The 16721-nt window shown below is 70.0% G+C and carries 16 protein-coding genes; 12 read left to right on the top strand and 4 right to left on the bottom strand.

Translation table 11 applies throughout. The features are described 5' to 3' along the window. The first annotated feature begins 16 nt into the window (after window positions 1–16). The 3 genes from asnB to F5X71_RS18970 all read left to right on the top strand — a co-directional run bounded on the left by asnB (window position 17) and on the right by F5X71_RS18970 (window position 4920). Entirely contained in the window at window positions 17–2005 is a 1989-nt protein-coding gene (gene asnB / locus F5X71_RS18980) for an asparagine synthase (glutamine-hydrolyzing) (RefSeq protein ID WP_167463242.1), read from the top strand. 23 nt (window positions 2006–2028) lie between these two features. Then, the gene (locus F5X71_RS18975) at window positions 2029–3426 is read left to right on the top strand and encodes a pyridoxal phosphate-dependent decarboxylase family protein (RefSeq protein WP_167463241.1); all 1398 of its coding nucleotides are present in this window, start codon (window positions 2029–2031) and stop codon (window positions 3424–3426) included. Between the two features lie 114 nt (window positions 3427–3540). Continuing rightward, window positions 3541–4920, top strand: coding sequence for a cytochrome P450 (locus tag F5X71_RS18970; protein WP_167463240.1), 1380 nt, complete (start codon window positions 3541–3543; stop codon window positions 4918–4920). Window positions 4921–5051: 131 nt separating this feature from the next. Here the strand turns inward: F5X71_RS18970 and F5X71_RS18965 are convergent, their stop codons facing one another. Together F5X71_RS18965 and F5X71_RS18960 are read right to left on the bottom strand one after the other, a co-directional pair. Beyond that, the gene (locus F5X71_RS18965) at window positions 5052–5654 is read right to left on the bottom strand and encodes an ABC transporter permease (protein WP_167463239.1); all 603 of its coding nucleotides are present in this window, start codon (window positions 5652–5654) and stop codon (window positions 5052–5054) included. Between the two features lie 40 nt (window positions 5655–5694). After that, window positions 5695–6741, bottom strand: coding sequence for a medium chain dehydrogenase/reductase family protein (locus F5X71_RS18960; RefSeq protein ID WP_167463238.1), 1047 nt, complete (start codon window positions 6739–6741; stop codon window positions 5695–5697). Between the two features lie 109 nt (window positions 6742–6850). On the opposite strand from F5X71_RS18960, the gene F5X71_RS18955 reads away from it, so the two are divergent. The 4 genes from F5X71_RS18955 to F5X71_RS18940 all read left to right on the top strand — a co-directional run bounded on the left by F5X71_RS18955 (window position 6851) and on the right by F5X71_RS18940 (window position 11566). Further along, window positions 6851–7492, top strand: coding sequence for a TetR/AcrR family transcriptional regulator (locus F5X71_RS18955; RefSeq protein WP_167463237.1), 642 nt, complete (start codon window positions 6851–6853; stop codon window positions 7490–7492). Window positions 7493–7698: 206 nt separating this feature from the next. Next, complete coding sequence (locus F5X71_RS18950) at window positions 7699–9090, top strand: hypothetical protein (protein ID WP_167463236.1); 1392 nt, start codon at window positions 7699–7701, stop codon at window positions 9088–9090. 44 nt (window positions 9091–9134) lie between these two features. Beyond that, the gene (locus F5X71_RS18945) at window positions 9135–10343 is read left to right on the top strand and encodes an AAA family ATPase (RefSeq protein ID WP_167463235.1); all 1209 of its coding nucleotides are present in this window, start codon (window positions 9135–9137) and stop codon (window positions 10341–10343) included. Beyond that, window positions 10340–11566 carry a vWA domain-containing protein gene (locus tag F5X71_RS18940; RefSeq protein ID WP_167463234.1) on the top strand — a complete coding sequence of 409 codons (1227 nt, stop codon included), beginning with the start codon at window positions 10340–10342 and terminating at the stop codon, window positions 11564–11566. The genes F5X71_RS18945 and F5X71_RS18940 overlap by 4 nt, the downstream gene beginning before the upstream one ends. A 53-nt stretch (window positions 11567–11619) precedes the next feature. Here the strand turns inward: F5X71_RS18940 and F5X71_RS18935 are convergent, their stop codons facing one another. After that, window positions 11620–12513 carry an aminoglycoside phosphotransferase family protein gene (locus tag F5X71_RS18935; RefSeq protein WP_167463233.1) on the bottom strand — a complete coding sequence of 298 codons (894 nt, stop codon included), beginning with the start codon at window positions 12511–12513 and terminating at the stop codon, window positions 11620–11622. Window positions 12514–12556: 43 nt separating this feature from the next. Beyond that, entirely contained in the window at window positions 12557–12958 is a 402-nt protein-coding gene (locus tag F5X71_RS18930) for a MerR family transcriptional regulator (protein ID WP_167463232.1), read from the bottom strand. 146 nt (window positions 12959–13104) lie between these two features. On the opposite strand from F5X71_RS18930, the gene F5X71_RS18925 reads away from it, so the two are divergent. From F5X71_RS18925 to F5X71_RS18905, 5 genes are all read left to right on the top strand, one after another. Beyond that, window positions 13105–13524, top strand: coding sequence for an Hsp20/alpha crystallin family protein (locus F5X71_RS18925; RefSeq protein WP_194250722.1), 420 nt, complete (start codon window positions 13105–13107; stop codon window positions 13522–13524). A gap of 135 nt (window positions 13525–13659) precedes the next feature. Next, the gene (locus F5X71_RS18920) at window positions 13660–14022 is read left to right on the top strand and encodes an STAS domain-containing protein (protein WP_167463230.1); all 363 of its coding nucleotides are present in this window, start codon (window positions 13660–13662) and stop codon (window positions 14020–14022) included. Between the two features lie 48 nt (window positions 14023–14070). After that, complete coding sequence (locus F5X71_RS18915; protein ID WP_238815318.1) at window positions 14071–14259, top strand: zinc-binding dehydrogenase; 189 nt, start codon at window positions 14071–14073, stop codon at window positions 14257–14259. Window positions 14260–14524: 265 nt separating this feature from the next. Next, the gene (locus F5X71_RS18910; protein ID WP_167463229.1) at window positions 14525–15166 is read left to right on the top strand and encodes a TetR/AcrR family transcriptional regulator; all 642 of its coding nucleotides are present in this window, start codon (window positions 14525–14527) and stop codon (window positions 15164–15166) included. A 60-nt stretch (window positions 15167–15226) separates the two neighbouring features. Then, window positions 15227–16711, top strand: coding sequence for an amidase (locus tag F5X71_RS18905; protein ID WP_167463228.1), 1485 nt, complete (start codon window positions 15227–15229; stop codon window positions 16709–16711). Window positions 16712–16721 lie beyond the last annotated feature (10 nt).

Here is a 16721-nt window from a genome sequence, read left to right as displayed (position 1 = left end):
GATACCCGTGTGTGGTGTGGTCGGATTCATTGACAGCGGATTACGGAAAGACCAGCGACTGGACCTGGTACGGCGGGGAATTCGGGCGATCGCGCATCGCGGCCCGGACGAAGTCGGGCTCTACGACAGCGCCGAATTCACCCTCGGCACCGTCCGGCTCTCGGTCATCGACCCCCGACTCGGGCAGCAGCCCATGGTCACGCCGGATCAGCGATACATCGCCGGGTTCAACGGCGAGGTGTTCAACTATCTCGAATTGCGCAGCGAGCTGGAGGGTTACGGCGTCCGCTTCCGGACGAACTCCGACACCGAGGTGCTGCTGCACTCCTTCGCCTACTGGGGACTGGACGCGCTCTCCCGATTGAACGGCCAGTTCGGGTTCGTGTTCTACGACAAGTGGGAACGGACGCTGATCCTGGGCCGCGACCGTTTCGGCGAGCGGCCGATGTTCTACACCGAGCAGGACGGCACCTTCTATTTCGCCTCGGAGATCAAGGGGCTGTTCGCGTTTCCGCGGGTGCCGCGGGAGCTGGCCGCGGACAAGGTGCGCCGCGCGATGCGGTACTGGAGCCCGATCGCGGGCGAGACCTGCTTCACCGGCATCGACGCGATCCCGCCCGGACACGTCCTGATCGTGCGCGACGGCAACGCCGAGCTGTCGAAGTACTACCAGGGGATCGCGCGGCAAGGCCTGATCGCACCGCCGAACTCCTTCGAGGAAGCCAAGAGCGGGCTGCGGGAGGTCATCCGGGAGTCGGTCCGGCTGCGCCTGCGCGCGGACTACCCGCTCGGCACATACATCAGTGGCGGCATCGACTCCGCGGTCATCTCCTCGGTGATGAGCGAGCTGATCGGCGAGCCGCTCACCACGTTCTCCATCGAGGCCGCGGACAGTCCGGTGGACGAGACGCCGTATCAGCAAGCGATGGTGGCACGCCTCGGCAGCAGGCACACGCGTATCCCGGTGTCCCGCGCGCAGATCCGGGAACGGTTCCCGCACGTGGTGCGGCAGTGCGAGCAGCCGCTGCACTTCACCGCGCCGGTCGCCTACGGCGTGATGGCCGAGCAGGTCGGCCTGGCCGGGGTCCGGATCATCCTGGGCGGTGAGGGTTCCGACGAGCTGTTCGCCGGATACGACATGGCCAAAGAGGCGACGATTCTCGAACGTTGCCTGCGCACCGGTTCTTTCGCGGGCGCGGCCGAGGAACTCGAACTGGCGCTGACCGATCTGCGCTACAGCGATGCCACCGACGCCGCCAGGATTCTGCGCTTCTATGCCGACCGAGCCGACCGCGATTTCACCCTCGGGGCGCACGTGCGCCGTTTCGAGAGCGAACCCGTCGACGAGCTGATCGACGCCGCGGGCGACGTTTTCGACGACCACGCGGTCATGCTGGGCAGGCTGCGCGCGGACTTCCCCGACTTCGATCAGCGGCCCGCCGTCGACCGATCGATGCTGGTGGACATGTACACGTTCCTCATCGGGTACGGGATGACCTGTCTCGGTGACCGAGCCGGTACGGGATACGGCGTCGAAGGCCGGTATCCCTACATGGATTCGAACGTGGTCGAGTACGCGGCGTCGCTGCCGCTGGAGTGGAAACTGCACAACGGGCGGACCAAACACATTCTGCGCGAGGCCTATGCCGATCGCCTGCCGCACGGGATCGTGAACAGGCCGAAGTTCGGCATGCGGCTGCCCGGAGCCGAGGCGCTGTTGCCCGACGGTGACGACTGGGTGTCGGCCGTGCTGGATCCGGCCGTGATCCGCCGGGTCGGCTTCCTGCGGACCGACGCGGTGGACCAGTTGGTGGCACGGGTGCGGGCGGCGGAGGCGCCGCGGGTGCCGTATCCGTTCGGTGACGCCTATGTGCATCTGCTCAGCCTGCTGCTGATGGAGGAATTCCTGATCAACGACTTCCAGGTGCCCGAGGTCGACATCGATCGAATCATGATGCGCGACATCGACGGGGACCACGACCCGGTGGGCACGGCCGCGCGCTGACGCCAGCCAAGAGAGGATCCATCATGTCCCATGTCGACCTGGTCGACGACGTGCGAGAGGTCGGGGCGGCGGTCCTGGAAACCCTTGTCGCCCATGTCGAATCCGTGCGGGCCGGAGCGGGGGAGGTCGTGTCCGCGGCCGATATCGACACCGTCGCCAAACGGCTCGAGCTGCGCCGGTGGATCGAGGAAGGGGGAATGTCGCTGCCCGAACTGCTCTCGTTCGTCACCACCTACAGCGATATCTCGGCCAGCCACCACCATCCGGGGTACATGGGCCATCAGATCGCGCCGTCGGATACCCCCGGGGTGGTTGCCGACCTGCTGCAGGCGGTGACCAACAACATCCCCCTGGTCTACGAGCTCGCCCCGGCCGCGGCCGCCGTGGACCGCTCGGTGTGCCGCTGGATGCTGGACCACGTGGGCTGGGGCGATGCCGGCCTCGGCGCCATCACCAACGGCGGCACGCTCGGCAACCTGACCGCGTTGCTGGCGGCCCGCTCGCACGCCGATTCGACCGCCTGGCAGCAGGGCACGCCGGGCGATCTGGTCATCCTGGCTCCGGCGACGAGTCACTACTCGGTGCGAAAAGCGGCCGCTGTCATGGGGTTGGGCGTGGGCGGGGTATATGGGCTGCGCACCGACGCGTTGGGCCGCATCGACCCGGCGGGGCTCGCTCCCGCGCTCGCCGACGTGCGGGCCCAGGGGTTGCGTCCGATCGCGGTCGTGGCCAACGCCTGCGCCACGGGGACGGGCCTGTACGACCCGATCGCCGAGGTGGCCGAGTTCTGCGCGGCCAACGGGCTGTGGCTACACGTGGACGGCGCGCACGGTGCGTCCGCGCTGCTCTCGCCCCGGCTGCGCGCGCTGCTGGCCGGTATCGAACGGGCGGACTCCACGGTGTGGGACGGGCACAAGATGCTACGCACCTCGGCCCTGTGCACGGGGGTGCTGTTCCGCGAAAAGCATTATCTCGACACGATGTTCAAGCAGGACGCGAGCTATCTGTACCGCCCGGAGGCCGAGGACGTCGACCCCGGACAGTACACCTTCGAGACCTCCAAGGCGCCGCTCGGTCTCAAAATCCTGCTGACGCTGGCCTATCGAGGAGAGTCGTCGTTGCGCTCCTACATCGAGCGCCAGTACGGGCTGGCCACCGAGCTGTGGGAGCTGATCCAGGAACGGCCCGATTTCACCGCGCCGTATCGACCGCAGAGCAATATCCTCTGCTTCCGTTACGAGCCGTGCGGCGACCGGCAACTCGACCTGCGTTCGCGGCTGATCCAGGACGGCCGGTTCTATCTCTCCTCGTTCCAACTGGAGGGGCGGCCGTACCTGCGGGCCTCGCTCATGTCGCCGACCACGGACCGGCAGACGCTGCAGGAACTCCTGGAGGTGATCACAAAACTCGCGGCGGTGTGATGTTCCGCTGTGCGACATGACATCTCGTCTCGGCCAACTGGTCGAAGCGGCAGCGACGGCGGCCGGTGTGACGGACACTGGAGGGAGGTCGTGGTCGTACGGGAGGGAGAGGTCATGGGCGAGCAGGGCGCGAGCGCACGGGTCGCGACGGCGCCGCATCGCCTGCCGGTGCTCGGGCACCTGCTGTCGCTGCTGCGCGACCCACTCGGCTTCATGGCGTCCCTGCCCGCCCACGGCGACCTGGTGCGGATCGGTCTCGGACCGGTCACCGCCGTGGTGGTCTGCGATCCCGACCTGACCCAGCGGATACTGCGGCAGGACCGGATCTTCGACAAGGGCGGGCCGCAGTTCGACCGGGGCCGTGAGCTGGTCGGCGAAGGGCTGGCCACCTGCCCGTACGCGAAGCACCGGCGGCAGCGGCGGCTGTTGCAGCCCGCGTTCCATCCCGACCGCATCATCGGTTACGCGCCCATGATGACCTACCAGATCACCGAGATGGTCGACTCCTGGCGCGACGGCGACGCGATCGATGTCAAAGCCGAACTGCACACCCTCGCCGCCAAGGTGACCGCGGCGACCCTGTTCGGCCAGGCGATGCCGGAATCGGATCGGCAGCGGCTGCTCCGCGATGTGGAAGCCGTGTTCGCCGGCGTGATCCGGCAGGCACTGATGCCCGACTGGCTGCGGCGCTGGCCGGTCCTCGGCAACCGCGGGTGTCTGCGCGCGGCCGCGGAGGCGCGCACCATCCTCGGCGAGTTGGTCGCCGCGCGCCGCGCCGACGGCGCCGACCACGGCGACCTCTTCTCGGCCCTGGTCTTGGCCAGGGACAGCGACGGCGGGCAGCTGAGCGATACCGAGATCGTCGACCAGGTGCTGACCTTCTTCTTCGCGGGCACCGACACCACCGCGACGGCATTGGCGTGGGCGCTGATCCAGCTCGACCGGCAGCCCGAGATCGCCGACCGGCTGCACGCCGAGGTCGATGCGGTGCTGGGCGGGGCCGCCGCCCGGCACGGGGATCTGCCACGGCTGCCGTTCACCGGACAGGTCATCGCCGAGACCCTGCGACTGCGTCCGCCCGCGTGGCTGTCGACCCGCACGGTCACCGAGGACACCGAGCTCGGCGGGCACCGGCTGCCGGTGGGCAGCACGGTGATCTTCAGCGCGTACCTGATCCAGCACCGCGCCGATCTCTATCCGGACCCCGAACGTTTCGATCCAGACCGCTTCGATCCGGCCCGCGGCGGGTCCTCGGCCGGCGCGCCGCTGGCGTTCGCCGCGGGCGCGCGCAAATGCATCGGCGACAGTTACGCGCTCACCGAGGCCACGCTCGCCTTGGCTACGATCGCCGCGCGCTGGCGGTTGCACAGCCTGCGCGGCACCGACACCAGGCCCACGCTCGCGGTGGTCCCGGAACCGCGCCGACTGCGTATGCGGGCCACCGCCCGCACACCGCGCGGTGCGCGGGCCGACGACTCGGGCTCGCTGGTGTGAAAATGTATGTGGCGGTGGTCAACTCGCGTCGGTGAGCTCGGCGCCGTTGCCGGACGGTTCGGATCCGCATCGGACGCCGCTGCCCGCCGCCGAGCGTATTCGGCAGCGGGCGAGGGTGTTTCGGCGGTGGCTCAGCGAAGGGCGAGGCGGCGATGTTCCAGCACCGTCGCCACCGCGTATGCACCGCCGCCCGCGAGCGCGAGGATGGCGAAGAAGCCGGGCAGGCCGACGAAGAGTGCGGCGGTGGAGATCAGCGCGAGCCAGGCGCCGAGGCAGTAGTGCAGGACGTTGCGGCGGGCGGCGCCCTCGCCCAGGTACAGCAGTCCGACGACGAGCCCGGAGCCCGCGGGCCACAGCACGGTCTGTAGCTCGGGCAGGCCCGCCGTGGTGGTCAGTCCGGTGATGGCCACGAACAGTGCGCCGAAACCCACCGCCCAGGACAGTCCGAGGAGCTGTCCGGTCAGCACGTCGGGTTCGGCGGCGCCACGCTGGGCGCGCAGGGCGGCGCGGGTGGCGCAGACGGTGCCGACCGCGAAGCCCATGCCCAGCAGCGCGAGTGGCAGCCACCCGGGCAGGGACAGCAGCGGATCGGCACCGCGGGAGAGGGCGGCGGCACCGTGCCCGAGGAGGTAAGCGAGCCCGAAACTGGCGTAGGTGGACCGATTGTCGACCCCGCCGACGCGGGGCAGGACTGGTGCGGGAGCGAGCGGGGCGGCGAATTGTGCGGTGGTCATGGCGGGAGCCTCCGAGGAAGTGGTGGGGAGTCGGGAGAGGTCAGTGGTGCGCGTCCGCGACGATGACGACTTTGCCCGCGACGGTGCGTGATTCGGCCATGGCCAGCGCCGAGGCCGCCTCGGACAGCGGGAATTCCGCGGCGATCTGCGGGATCAGCGCGCCCTCGGCGAGTAGGCGGAACACCTGGGTGAGGTCCTCGCGCAGCTGCCTGCGGAAGATGTCGATGCGCCGCTGACCCGCCCAGAGGTTGTAGAAGTGCGCGCTCTTGCCGTTGGGCAGCAGGTTCCACCACAGCAGGCGCGCAAACAGCTTGAGCACCGGCATTTTCGCGTTGCCGTCCGCGTCCTTCGTGGCGGCGCTGCCGTAGGAGACGAGGGTGCCGCCGCGGCGCAGCAGCCGCCACGAATCGACCACCGTGGCACCGCCGACGTGATCGAAGACCGCGTCGACGCCCTCCGGTGCGAGCTCCCTGATTCGGGAGTACATGTCCGGGTCGCGGTAGTCGACCGGGGAGACGCCCTGCGCTCGTAGCGCCTCGTGGTGGCGTGGTGCGGCGGTGCCGATCACGGTGATCCCGGCCTGCCGGGCCAGCTGCACGAGGGTGGAGCCGACACCACCGTTCGCGCCGAGCACCACAATGGTCGCGCCGGAAGCGACTCGGGCCGTTCGGTGCAGCAGCTGCCAGGCCGTCAGGCCGTTGACGACCACGGTTTCCGCGGCCGCCGGTGTCACGCCGTCGGGCACTGCCACCAGATCGGCGGCGTCGAGCACCAGGGCGCCGGCCCAGGCGCCGACCTTGGTGACGGCGGCGAACCGGCGGCCGATCATCGCGGGATCGACCCCGGGACCGGTCGCGGTGACGGTGCCGACCACGTCGTAGCCGGGCACGAAGGGGAAGGGTGGTTGGTCGAAGTACTTGCCGCGGCGCATCTGCTGCTCGGCGAACGAGACGCCGGTCGCCTCCATGCCGAGAACGACCTGTCCCGCGCCGGGCGCCGGGAGACCGCGGGTGGTGACCTGCAGGCCGTCCGGCTCGACCCTGCCCGGCAGGACGATCGCGGTGATGGTGGCGGTGCTGTTGTTCATCGTGTGGTCCGATCCGATCCGTTTGAGCTAACGGACGTAAGGCTACGACTGTTAGGCGATATTGCGCAAGGGCTAACAGCTGTAAGTTTTTATCTGTAAGTTTTTGTTCATGAAGGAGAACGACACCGCGCCGCCCATCCGCTCGCGCAACCCGCGGGGTGCGGGCGCTCGGCTGCGCGAGGAGATCGTGGCGGCGGCCGTCGCGCTGCTCGACGAGACCGGTGATGGCAGCGCCGTCACCCTGCGGTCGGTGGCGCGGCGGGTCGGGATCGCCGCCCCGTCCATCTATCGGCACTTCCCGCAGCAATCGGCGATCATGCCCGCGGTCGTGCACGACGCGTTCGCGCGGCTGGACGCCGAACTGTGTGCGGCGGTGCGGGCCGCGGGGGAGTCGCCGAGGGCGCGTTTGATCGCGGTATGCGTCGGCTATCTGGAGTTCGCGCGCGCTCGTCCGGGGCGCTACCGCACCATGTTCGGCGGCGGGTGGGTGCCCGATCGTGACGACGGCTCGGTCTCGGAGCGGGAGATTGGGGAGCTGGGCCGGTCGAGTCTGCGACTGCTCGCCGCGGCGCTCGCGGACTGTGTCGCCGCGGGTGAAGCGCGCAGCGAGGACCCGGCGCTGGACGCGGTGGCGTTGTGGCTCGGCCTGCACGGGCTCGCGCATCAACGCGCGGTCGCGCCGTCGTTTCCGTGGCCCGCCGAGACCGCCGAGCGGCTGGTCGGCACGCTCGCGCACCTGATCCGCGCGTGACGACGGTACGGGTTACGGCCGTGGCTATTTCGAAAACGGTTGCTATGCAATAGGTTCGGTGTCTGCCCCGGTGTTGCATCGTTAGCGGCGTGTAGCGGTGTCCTGCCCCTCGGCTGGCCGGACGCTTCGGCGCGGGATATGCTCATCGTGATGACTACTCCTACTGTTGACAGATCGGGGGCCCCATTCGTACACGGTGAGCGCTGATGCGTACCGATACGAATGTGGACCATTCCCACCTCTCCTTCTGGCCGCGTGTGCGTGAATTCGCCGTGCCGCCGGGCATGATCGAGACCGCTACCGCTCGACGCCTCGCCGGCGATTGGGCAGGCGCGTGCGCTGCCGCAGGATTCGATGTCGACCTCGATCTGCGCTCGACCGCTCGGGCACACGGGCGCGAACTCGCCGCAGAAATCCGTTCCGACCTGCGGCATCTGGTCCCGGATCTGCTCCGGTGGCACCTGCCGCGGATCGCGCCGGACGGTTTGCTGCGCCCCGGGCTGACCCTCACCCTCGCGCGCTATGAGCGGGCTGGGCCGCGGCCCGGGGGAGCGAACGCCGTCGAGCTGGTGGTGCGGACCGCTCCCGCTTGGGCGGACGCGGGGCAGCGGATCAGTCTGGCGCTGTGCGACGGATCCGCTGAAAGCGTTGCGGCGCAACTGCATCCGCATCCAAGACCGGATCGCCGCTATCGGCTCGACCTGCACCGTCACCTCTGGGACGCGCGCAGGACCGACGAACTGCGCATTCGTTCCGGGGCCGGGGTGCGGCTGCCCGAGCCCGATCCAGAGGTGGTCGCGCTGCTGCCGGAGCCCGATCGATACGCCGTCGCGTGCTGGGCCACCGAGGCGCGGCTGCTGCTGGCCGCCGAGAAACGTTGTGCCAGTGCGTTCGCCGTGCGGCTCGGGGGCAGGCGACGGCTGGTGCTCGAGGTGATCGGTGACGGCGTCGACCCGCCCTCCGTACGGCTCGCGCCGGAGTATCCCGCAGGTGCGGTATCCGCGTTGCCGGTGCTGCCCGACGCGGCGACCTGGACGCTGCCCGATCTGGTGCTGCTGCGCGCGGGCGCGATCACGGCGGGCCGGTTGCACCCGCTGGTCGCGTCCGCCCTGGTGTCAGGCGGGCCTGAAGTGGCCGGGCAGCGGCGCGAATATTCGCTGAGCGCAACACATCTCGTGGACTGCCGCGGCGCGCGGCACCGCATCGGTTTGGTCGACGGTGTCCTGTCCGCGCTGGACCACGATCCGGCCGAACTGCGGCGGGAGGAGCTGCTGGCGGCCCTGTCCGGAACCCCCGTGCCCTGCCTGCGGGCCATCGATGCGGCACACCGTGCGCCGGACTGTCTGCCCGGCGTCCAGGAGCGCCTGCACCACGGCGACGCCGCGGGCGCGCTGGCCGTGGTCGAGGGCCTGCTCGGCCCGCAGACGCGGCTGCGTCCGGGCGCGCTGCTCGACGAACTCGAGGCCGCGGCGCAGCGGCGAATCGCATACGGGCTCTATCGATCCGGACTGTCGTCGGTGGCCCCGCGGCGCGTCCCGCCGAACCGGGACCGTCGCGGAGACCACCGCGGGCATCCACGCAACGCGACCACGCGCTGAACCGTCCTTCGTTTCTTCCTTACCGACCCCCGAGGTGATCACCCATGTCTTCTGCTGCCCATACACTCCCGCAACTCGACGTCGCCGCAGACCTGCTGGCCCTGCTGGGCGAAGCGACCACCGAGCCGCGCGCCGACCATCAATTGGCGGCACTGGCGCTGGCCGTGGCCGCCGACCTACCGGTTCTGCTGTGGGGCGAACCGGGAATCGGCAAGACCGCCGCGCTGACTCAGCTGGCCGCCGACCTCGACCTGCCGTTGACCACCGTGATCGCGAGTGTCCATGAGCCGTCGGACTTTTCGGGTCTGCCCATCATCGGCGACGATCCCGCGGCGCACGGGGTGCCGATGGCGCCGCCGGACTGGGCCGTCCAGTTGGTGCGGGCCGGGCGCGGTCTGCTGTTCCTGGACGAGCTGTCCACCGCACCGCCCGCGGTGCAGGCCGCGTTGCTGCGGTTGGTGCTGGAACGGCGCATCGGCACCCTGCGGCTGCCGCCCGGTGTCCGGATCGTGGCCGCGGCCAATCCGCGCTCCTGCGCGGCCGACGGCTGGGAACTGAGTCCGCCCCTGGCGAACCGCTTCGTGCACCTGCAATGGACGCACGACCACGACGTGGTGGTGCGCGGCCTCGGCGGTGTCTGGCCGCACGCGACGCTGCCCAGGCTGGCGCCTGCGCGGCTGACCGAGGCGGTGGCCTTCGCCCGGCGCGCGGTCTGCGTACTGTTGGCGGCGCGGCCCGCGCTCGTGCATCAGCTGCCGAGCAGCGAGGCGCGTCGCGGTGGCCCGTGGCCCTCGCCGCGCAGCTGGGAAATGACCCTGCGGCTTATCGCTTTCGCCACGGCCGCGGGTTCGTCGCGGGACGTGCTGTCGCTGCTTGTGCGCGGCACTGTCGGGGACGGGCCGGGCTTCGAGCTGCTGGCCAGCCTGGACCGGATGGACCTGCCCGACCCGGAAACGCTGCTCGCCGATCCCTGGAGCGCCGAGTTGCCCGAGCGCGGCGACCTGCGCCAGGCGGTGCTGGACGGGGTGGTCGCGGCGGTGCGCAAGCGGCCGGAGCAGTCGCGCTGGGACGCCGCGTGGGCAATCCTGGTGCGCGCCTTGGAAACCGGTGCACCCGATCTGGTCGTGGTGCCCGCGACGACCCTGGCCGCGCAGCGGCGCGACGACTGGACGGTACCGGCGGCGATCGAGGAGCTGGCCGGAGTCCTCGCGGTGTCGCGGGCCGCCGATCGCACCGCCGCGGTGGTGCGATGACAGCGTCGTTGGACCGGGAGAAGCTCTTCGCCGCACGCCTGTACGCCGCGCGCGTGCGGCCCTATCTGGCCACCGCGTTGTTCGCGCTGCACGTGGTGGAGTCGCGTGCGGTGCCGACGATGGCGGTCGATCGGTACTGGCGGTGTTATGTCGCACCGGCTTTCGTGGTGCAGACATCCATCCAGAAGTTGGCGGCCGTGTGGGTGCACGAGGTGTCGCATCTGCTGCGCGACCATCACGGCCGCAGTGACCGATACGCCCGGCGTCATCAACTCGCCGGGCCCGGCGAACGGTTACGGATGAACATCGCCGCGGACTGCGAGATCAACGACGACGCCTTCGGTGACGGGTTGGTCCAGCCCGAGGACGCGGTACTGCCCGCGACCCTGGGATTGCCCGAGGGGGAACTCATGGAGGAGTACCTCGGACGCATCCGGCTCGGGGGATTGACCGACGGCATCGCCTGGCTCGACTGCGGCAGCGGGGCGGACGGCTCGGCGCGCGAGTGGGAGATAGGGCCCGACGGCGCGGACGGGCTGAGTGAACAGGAAAGGGACGCAATCCGATTCAAGGTGGCGCAGGGCATCATCGGTCAGCCCGGCGACACCCCCGCGGGTTGGCGGCGCTGGGCCGCGGAGGCCTTCCATCCACCGCAGCCGTGGCGCGACCTGCTGAGTGCGGCCCTGCGCTCCGCGGTCAGCGCGGCCGGGGTCGGCGAGGACTACACCTATGGCCGCCCGGCGCGGCGGTGTGCCGCGCTACCCGGCGTGGTGCTGCCGAGCCTGCGGCGCACCCCGCCCCGCGTCTCGGTGCTCATCGACACCTCGGGTTCGGTCAGCGATGCCGAATTGGGCAGTGCCCTACTGGAAGTCGCCGCCATCGCGCGCGCCCTCGGCGGGCGCCGCGACCTGGTGAGCGTGCTGCCCTGTGACGCCGCCGCGCGCATCGTGCATCCGCTCTGCGCCGCCGAACAGATACCGCTGCTCGGCGGTGGGGGCACCGACCTGCGCACCGGCTTCACCGCCGCCCTGCGCGCCAACCCGCGCCCCGATGTCCTCGTCGTCCTCACCGACGGCCAAACCCCCTGGCCCACAAGCCGCCCACCGTGCCACACCATCATCGGACTCTTCGGCCGCCACCCCAGCGCCTCCTACCGCGAACACGACGCCGACTACGTTCCCGACGCCCCACCCGACTGGGCCCGCGTGGTCCGAATCGGTTGAGCGCGAACGGCATCGGCGCGCGGGAACACTGCCGATCCGCACGCCGCGCCCAATCAGACCCCGGCCAGCACCCGATCGAGCGCCGCCCGGCCCGCGGGCCCCCAATGTGATTTTCCGCCGGGCAGGCCGCGGTCTCCGTTCTGCCCCATGAGCATCAGGAACAAGCACTTCAGGGCAGCCAGCCCGTGGGCGCGCCGGATCGTCCCCGCGTCCGCCCGTGCGTACTTGTCGAAGAACCGCGCGGCCGTGCCCGAGGGCAGCAATACCCAGGCCGCGGCGAGATCCCAGGCCGGATCGCCGGCGAACATGTCACCGAAATCGACTATGCCCGACAGTGTTCCGTCCGCGACGACGACATTCGCCGGATGCAGGTCGCCGTGCACCCAGACCGGCGGTCCGGTCCAGTCGGGAGCAGTCACGGCGTCGTCCCATACCGCTCGCACGTCGGCGACGTCGTCGAGAGGCACGGACCGGGTGAACGTTTCGAAGCCCTCGGTGTAGCTCCTCGGGTGGGCGCCACGGTCTTTTGCGACAGGCGCGTCTGCCGGTGCGGTCACATGCAGCGCCAGCAGGAACTCGGCGAGTGTCTGGGCCGCGTGGTCGCCGTGCTCGATCGCGGCGTGGTCGAGCGGCTCGCCCGGTACCCAGGTCAGCACGGTCCAGAGTTTGGGGAAGCGCCCGCACGGTACGCCGCAGCGCACCGGGATCGGCACCGGCAGCGGCAGTCGCGGGGCCAGCGCCGGTAGCCACCGCCGCTCTTTGAGCTGGGACTCGCCGGTGGCATCCATGCGCTGCACGCGCACGGCCAATGCGTCGCCGAGCCGCCACATCTGATTGCCCCATCCGCCAGCCACTTCGCGCAGAGATAGGTCGGCGAGGTCCGGGTGCTGTTCGCGCAACAGGCTGCGGACGAGGTCCGCGGTGATCTCGATCGCACTGTCGGCCATATGGATTCAGTGTACCGAGGCTGCGGCTCGGCACGTTCCGGTGCTATCCGGCGGCCTCGGTGCGAAATCCGCCGGACTCGCGTAAGGCGGTGTTGTCGTCGCGCAGGGCGTCGTTGTCGTCGCGCAGCGCGGTGTTGTCGTCGCGGAGGCGATCGTTATCGCTGTGCAGGGTGGCGTTGGCGTCCTCGAGGTCGAGGATGCGGCCGATGCCCGCGAGGTTCACGCCGGCGGCGGCCAGCGTGGTGATCCGCCGCAGGCGGGCGATGTCGTCGCTGCTGTAGCGGCGGGTACCGCCCTCGCTGCGGGCGGGAGTGAGCAGGCCGTGGCGTTCATAGAGCCGTAGGGTCTGCACGCCGATCCCGGCCAGGTCGGCGGCCACCGAAATCCCGTACACGGCCTGGCTCGGAGCGGGCAGATGTGATTCCTGCTGAGGCTCCTGTGGCATCGTGCTCCTAATCTCTTGGCGTTCGTCAGGTTTTCTATTCTAACCACTTGCACTCATCTGTCGAGAGTGCTAAAACAAATCTATGTCAGATGGCATAGGTTATCTGAACCGACGAGAAAGAATGGAGTGTGTTGGAGGTGGCGACCATGCTGATGCGTACCGATCCGTTCCGTGATCTGGACCGATTCACGCAGCAGGTGTTCGGCACAGCGGCGCGGCCCGCGGTGATGCCGATGGACGCCTGGCGTGACGGCGACGAGTTCCTGGTGGAGTTCGATCTGCCGGGGATCGATCCGAAATCGCTGGACCTGGACATCGAACGCAATGTGGTAACCGTGAAAGCGGCTCGTCAGGAACTGGACCCGGGCCGGTCGATGATCGCGGCCGAACGTCCGCGCGGCGTCTTCAGCCGTCAGCTGTTCCTCGGCGAGGGGCTCGATACCGACCACATCCGCGCCGACTACACCGATGGTGTGCTGCGCCTGTCTATTCCGGTCGCGGAGAAGGCCAAGCCGCGCAAGATCGAGATCGAGCACGGCGAGCGGCGGCAGGCGATCGACGCCTGAGCTGCGCGGCAGCACGGCATTTCGCGGAGGGCGGGCCCGGCGCCCCTGGCCCGCCCTCGCTACTGAATTCGAAAAACTTTGAGCGAGGAGGTTTCTCATGGCCGGGAGTGCCGCCATCGCGACGGCGGTTGTGCGATGAGCACCGAGTCTCGCGTATTGCGAATGCGGTTGGACCAGTGCACCGTGGCGTCGGTGCTGACCGTCGGCGGTGAAGTCGACGCGGCGTCCGCGCCGCAATTGCGCGCCGGGGTCGAGCGGGCGCTCGGCGCCGAACCGCCGCTGCTCGTCCTGGATCTCTCGGACGTGGCGTTCTTCGGCTCAGCGGGTCTGAGCGTGCTGCTGTCCGCGGCGGAGGCGATGTCACCGGGTGTGCTGCGGGTGGTCGCGTCGCCCCAGGTGCGGCGTCCGATCGAGGTGACCGGGCTCGACGAGGTGCTCGCCGTGTTCGGCACGCTGGACGGTGCGCTGGCGACGGACGTGGACCCGAGTGTCGCCTGACGGTCGTCGATCGTCGGGGACGAGCGGCACCTGGCCGCCGGTATCAAGGTGCTCGGCTACGGGCCTGGGCAGGATGCGGGCACCGTGTTCCGGCAGGCCGCCCGAGGTGAGTTGGTCGCGCGCGCACGCGATCTGGAGATCGTCATCGATGGCGTGTATCCGCTCGCGGAGGCCGCGCGGGCGCACCGGGCCGGGCTCGCCGGGCATGGACCGGGCAAACTCGTGCTTGTCCCGTAGCCTCGGAGCGGTTCCGCCGCGCGACGGTGCCGGTGCGGGCCGTGGTCAATCGCCCTGCGCCGCTTCGGTGACTGCCGCCCACTCGCGCCAGAGGTCAAGTCGCGCCGCGTATTCGGAACTCGCGAAGCCGCCAGCGACTGGGACAGGCCCTCGAGCGCCCATCTGAATCTCCAACACGTAGAGGTAGCGGCCGTAAGGCTACGACTGTTAATTTACTAGAGGCAAGGGCTAACGCGTGTAAGTTTTGTGATGTAAGGTGACCGGTATGGGGAAGAACGAGACCGTGCCACCCGTCCGATCCCGCAATCCGCGCGGTGAGGGCGCGCGATTGCGCGACGAGATCGTGGCCGCGGCGGTCGCGCTGCTCGACGAGGCGGGTGACGCGAGCGCGGTCACGCTGCGTTCGGTCGCGCGGCGCGCGGGTATTGCCGCGCCCTCGATCTACCGGCATTTCCCGGATCAACCCGCGATCATGCTGGCGGTCGTGCAGAACGCCTTCGCGGAATTGGCACAGCAGCTGAGTGTCGCTGTGCGGGACGCGGGGGAGTCGCCGAAGGCGCGGCTCACGGCGGTCTGTACCGGTTATCTGGACTTCGCGCGGGCTCGGCCGGGCCGGTACCGCACCATGTTCGGCGGTGTCTGGGTGCCCGACCTCGGCGACAGTTCGGTGACCGCGGACGAGATGGCGGTGCTCGGACAGGAGACGCTGCGGCTGCTCGCCGCTGCGCTGGAGGACTGTGTGCGCGCCGGAGTGTCGTCCAGCACCGAGCCGGGCGCGGACGCTGTGGCGCTGTGGCTCGGGTTGCACGGGCTCGCGCACCAGCGGGTGGTGGCGCCCTCGTTCCCGTGGCCCGCGGATATCGCGGAACGTCTGGTGGCCGCGCTCGCGCACCTGAATGCCGGGTGAGGCGTACGGTCGCGGTGGTGTTCGGTCGCCGACAGTGCGTCAGGGCGGAAGGGAAAACGTATGCGGTACAGCGAATATCGGACATATGACGCGGTCGGGCTCGCGGAGCTGGTGGCCAAGGGCGAGGTGCTGCCGAGCGAACTGCTCGAGGTCGCGCTCGAGCGCTGCGCCCGGGTCGATCCCGGCATCAACGCGGTGAGCCTGTTGATGGCCGAGGCCGGGCGCGCGGCCGCGGCAGCGCAGCCGACGGGCCCGTTCGCCGGTGTGCCGTTCCTGCTCAAGGACCTCGGTCAGGATTTCGCCGGTTATCCGACGTCCGCGGGCACCGGCCCGCTGCGCAAGGTGAAGGCCGCCCACCACAGCACCGTGGTGCGGCGCTGGATCGACGCCGGGCTGGTGATCTTCGGCAAGACCACAACGCCCGAATTCGGCGCCGTGGCGATCACCGAGACCGGAACCTTCGGCGCGACAAGGAATCCCTGGAATACGGAGCGGACCCCGGGTGGTTCGTCCGGCGGCTCGGCGGCCGCGGTCGCGGCGGGAATCGTGCCGATGGCGGGCGCCAGCGACGGCGGCGGGTCGATCCGGGTTCCGGCGGCCTGCACCGGATTGTTCGGCCTGAAGCCGGGGCGCGGGCTGGTTCCGGCGGGTCCGGACTTCGGGGAGAACATCTTCGGCGCGGCCACCGCCGGTGTGCTGTCGCGCAGTGTCCGCGACTCGGCGGTCATGCTCGATGTGCTCAGCGCGCCCGATCCCAGCGGCCCCTACCTCTCGGCGCGTCCACCGCGGCCCTATGCCGAGGCGGTCAGCACGTCGCCGCGACCGCTGCGCATCGGGTTCACCACCGAATCCCCGTTGGGCACACCGGTCGACGCCGAGGCGGTCCGCGCGGTCGAGGCGACCGCCGCGCTGCTGGAGCGACTGGGCCATCACGTGGAGCCCGCCACGCCGCGCCTCGACGGCGCCCAGCTGGCCGACGACTTCATGGCCGTGTGGACCGCCAATCTCGCGACCAGACTGGCAAAGGCCAGGCGGGTCACCGGCGCCCGCGAAACCGAGTTCGACCTCACCACGCGGGCGGTCGCGGCGGCCGGGCGCGCGCTGAGCGCGACGGCGTTGTTCGAGGCGCACGAGCGCTGGCACACCCACACGCGTGCCCTGGCCGAGTTCCACGAGACCCACGACCTGTGGCTCACGCCCACGATCGCCGGGCCGCCGCTGCGCATCGGTCAGACGAAGCCGCCCGCGGCACTCGCGCGCGTTCTCGAGGTGCTGCTGGCTGTCGGTGCGGGCCCGGCCATTACGCGCAGCCCGGGCTACCGGAAGATCGTTCGCGCCAATCTGGCTCCGGTGCCGTTCACCCCGTTGGCCAACGTCACCGGCCGTCCCGCGATGAGTGTGCCGCTGCATCGCACCGCGAACGGCCTGCCGCTCGGCAGTCAGTTCGTCGGCGGGCTCGGCAGCGAGTTCCTGCTCCTGCAACTGGCCGCGCAACTCGAAACGGCCCAGCCCTGGGGGCAGCTGGAGCCGCCCGAGCCCGCCTAGCGAGCTCGGC

The organism is Nocardia brasiliensis, from assembly GCF_011801125.1.
GTDB lineage: Bacteria > Actinomycetota > Actinomycetes > Mycobacteriales > Mycobacteriaceae > Nocardia > Nocardia brasiliensis_C.
The sequence above is the reverse complement of the archived record's forward strand: the minus strand, read 5'-3'. Positions and strand labels throughout refer to the sequence as shown.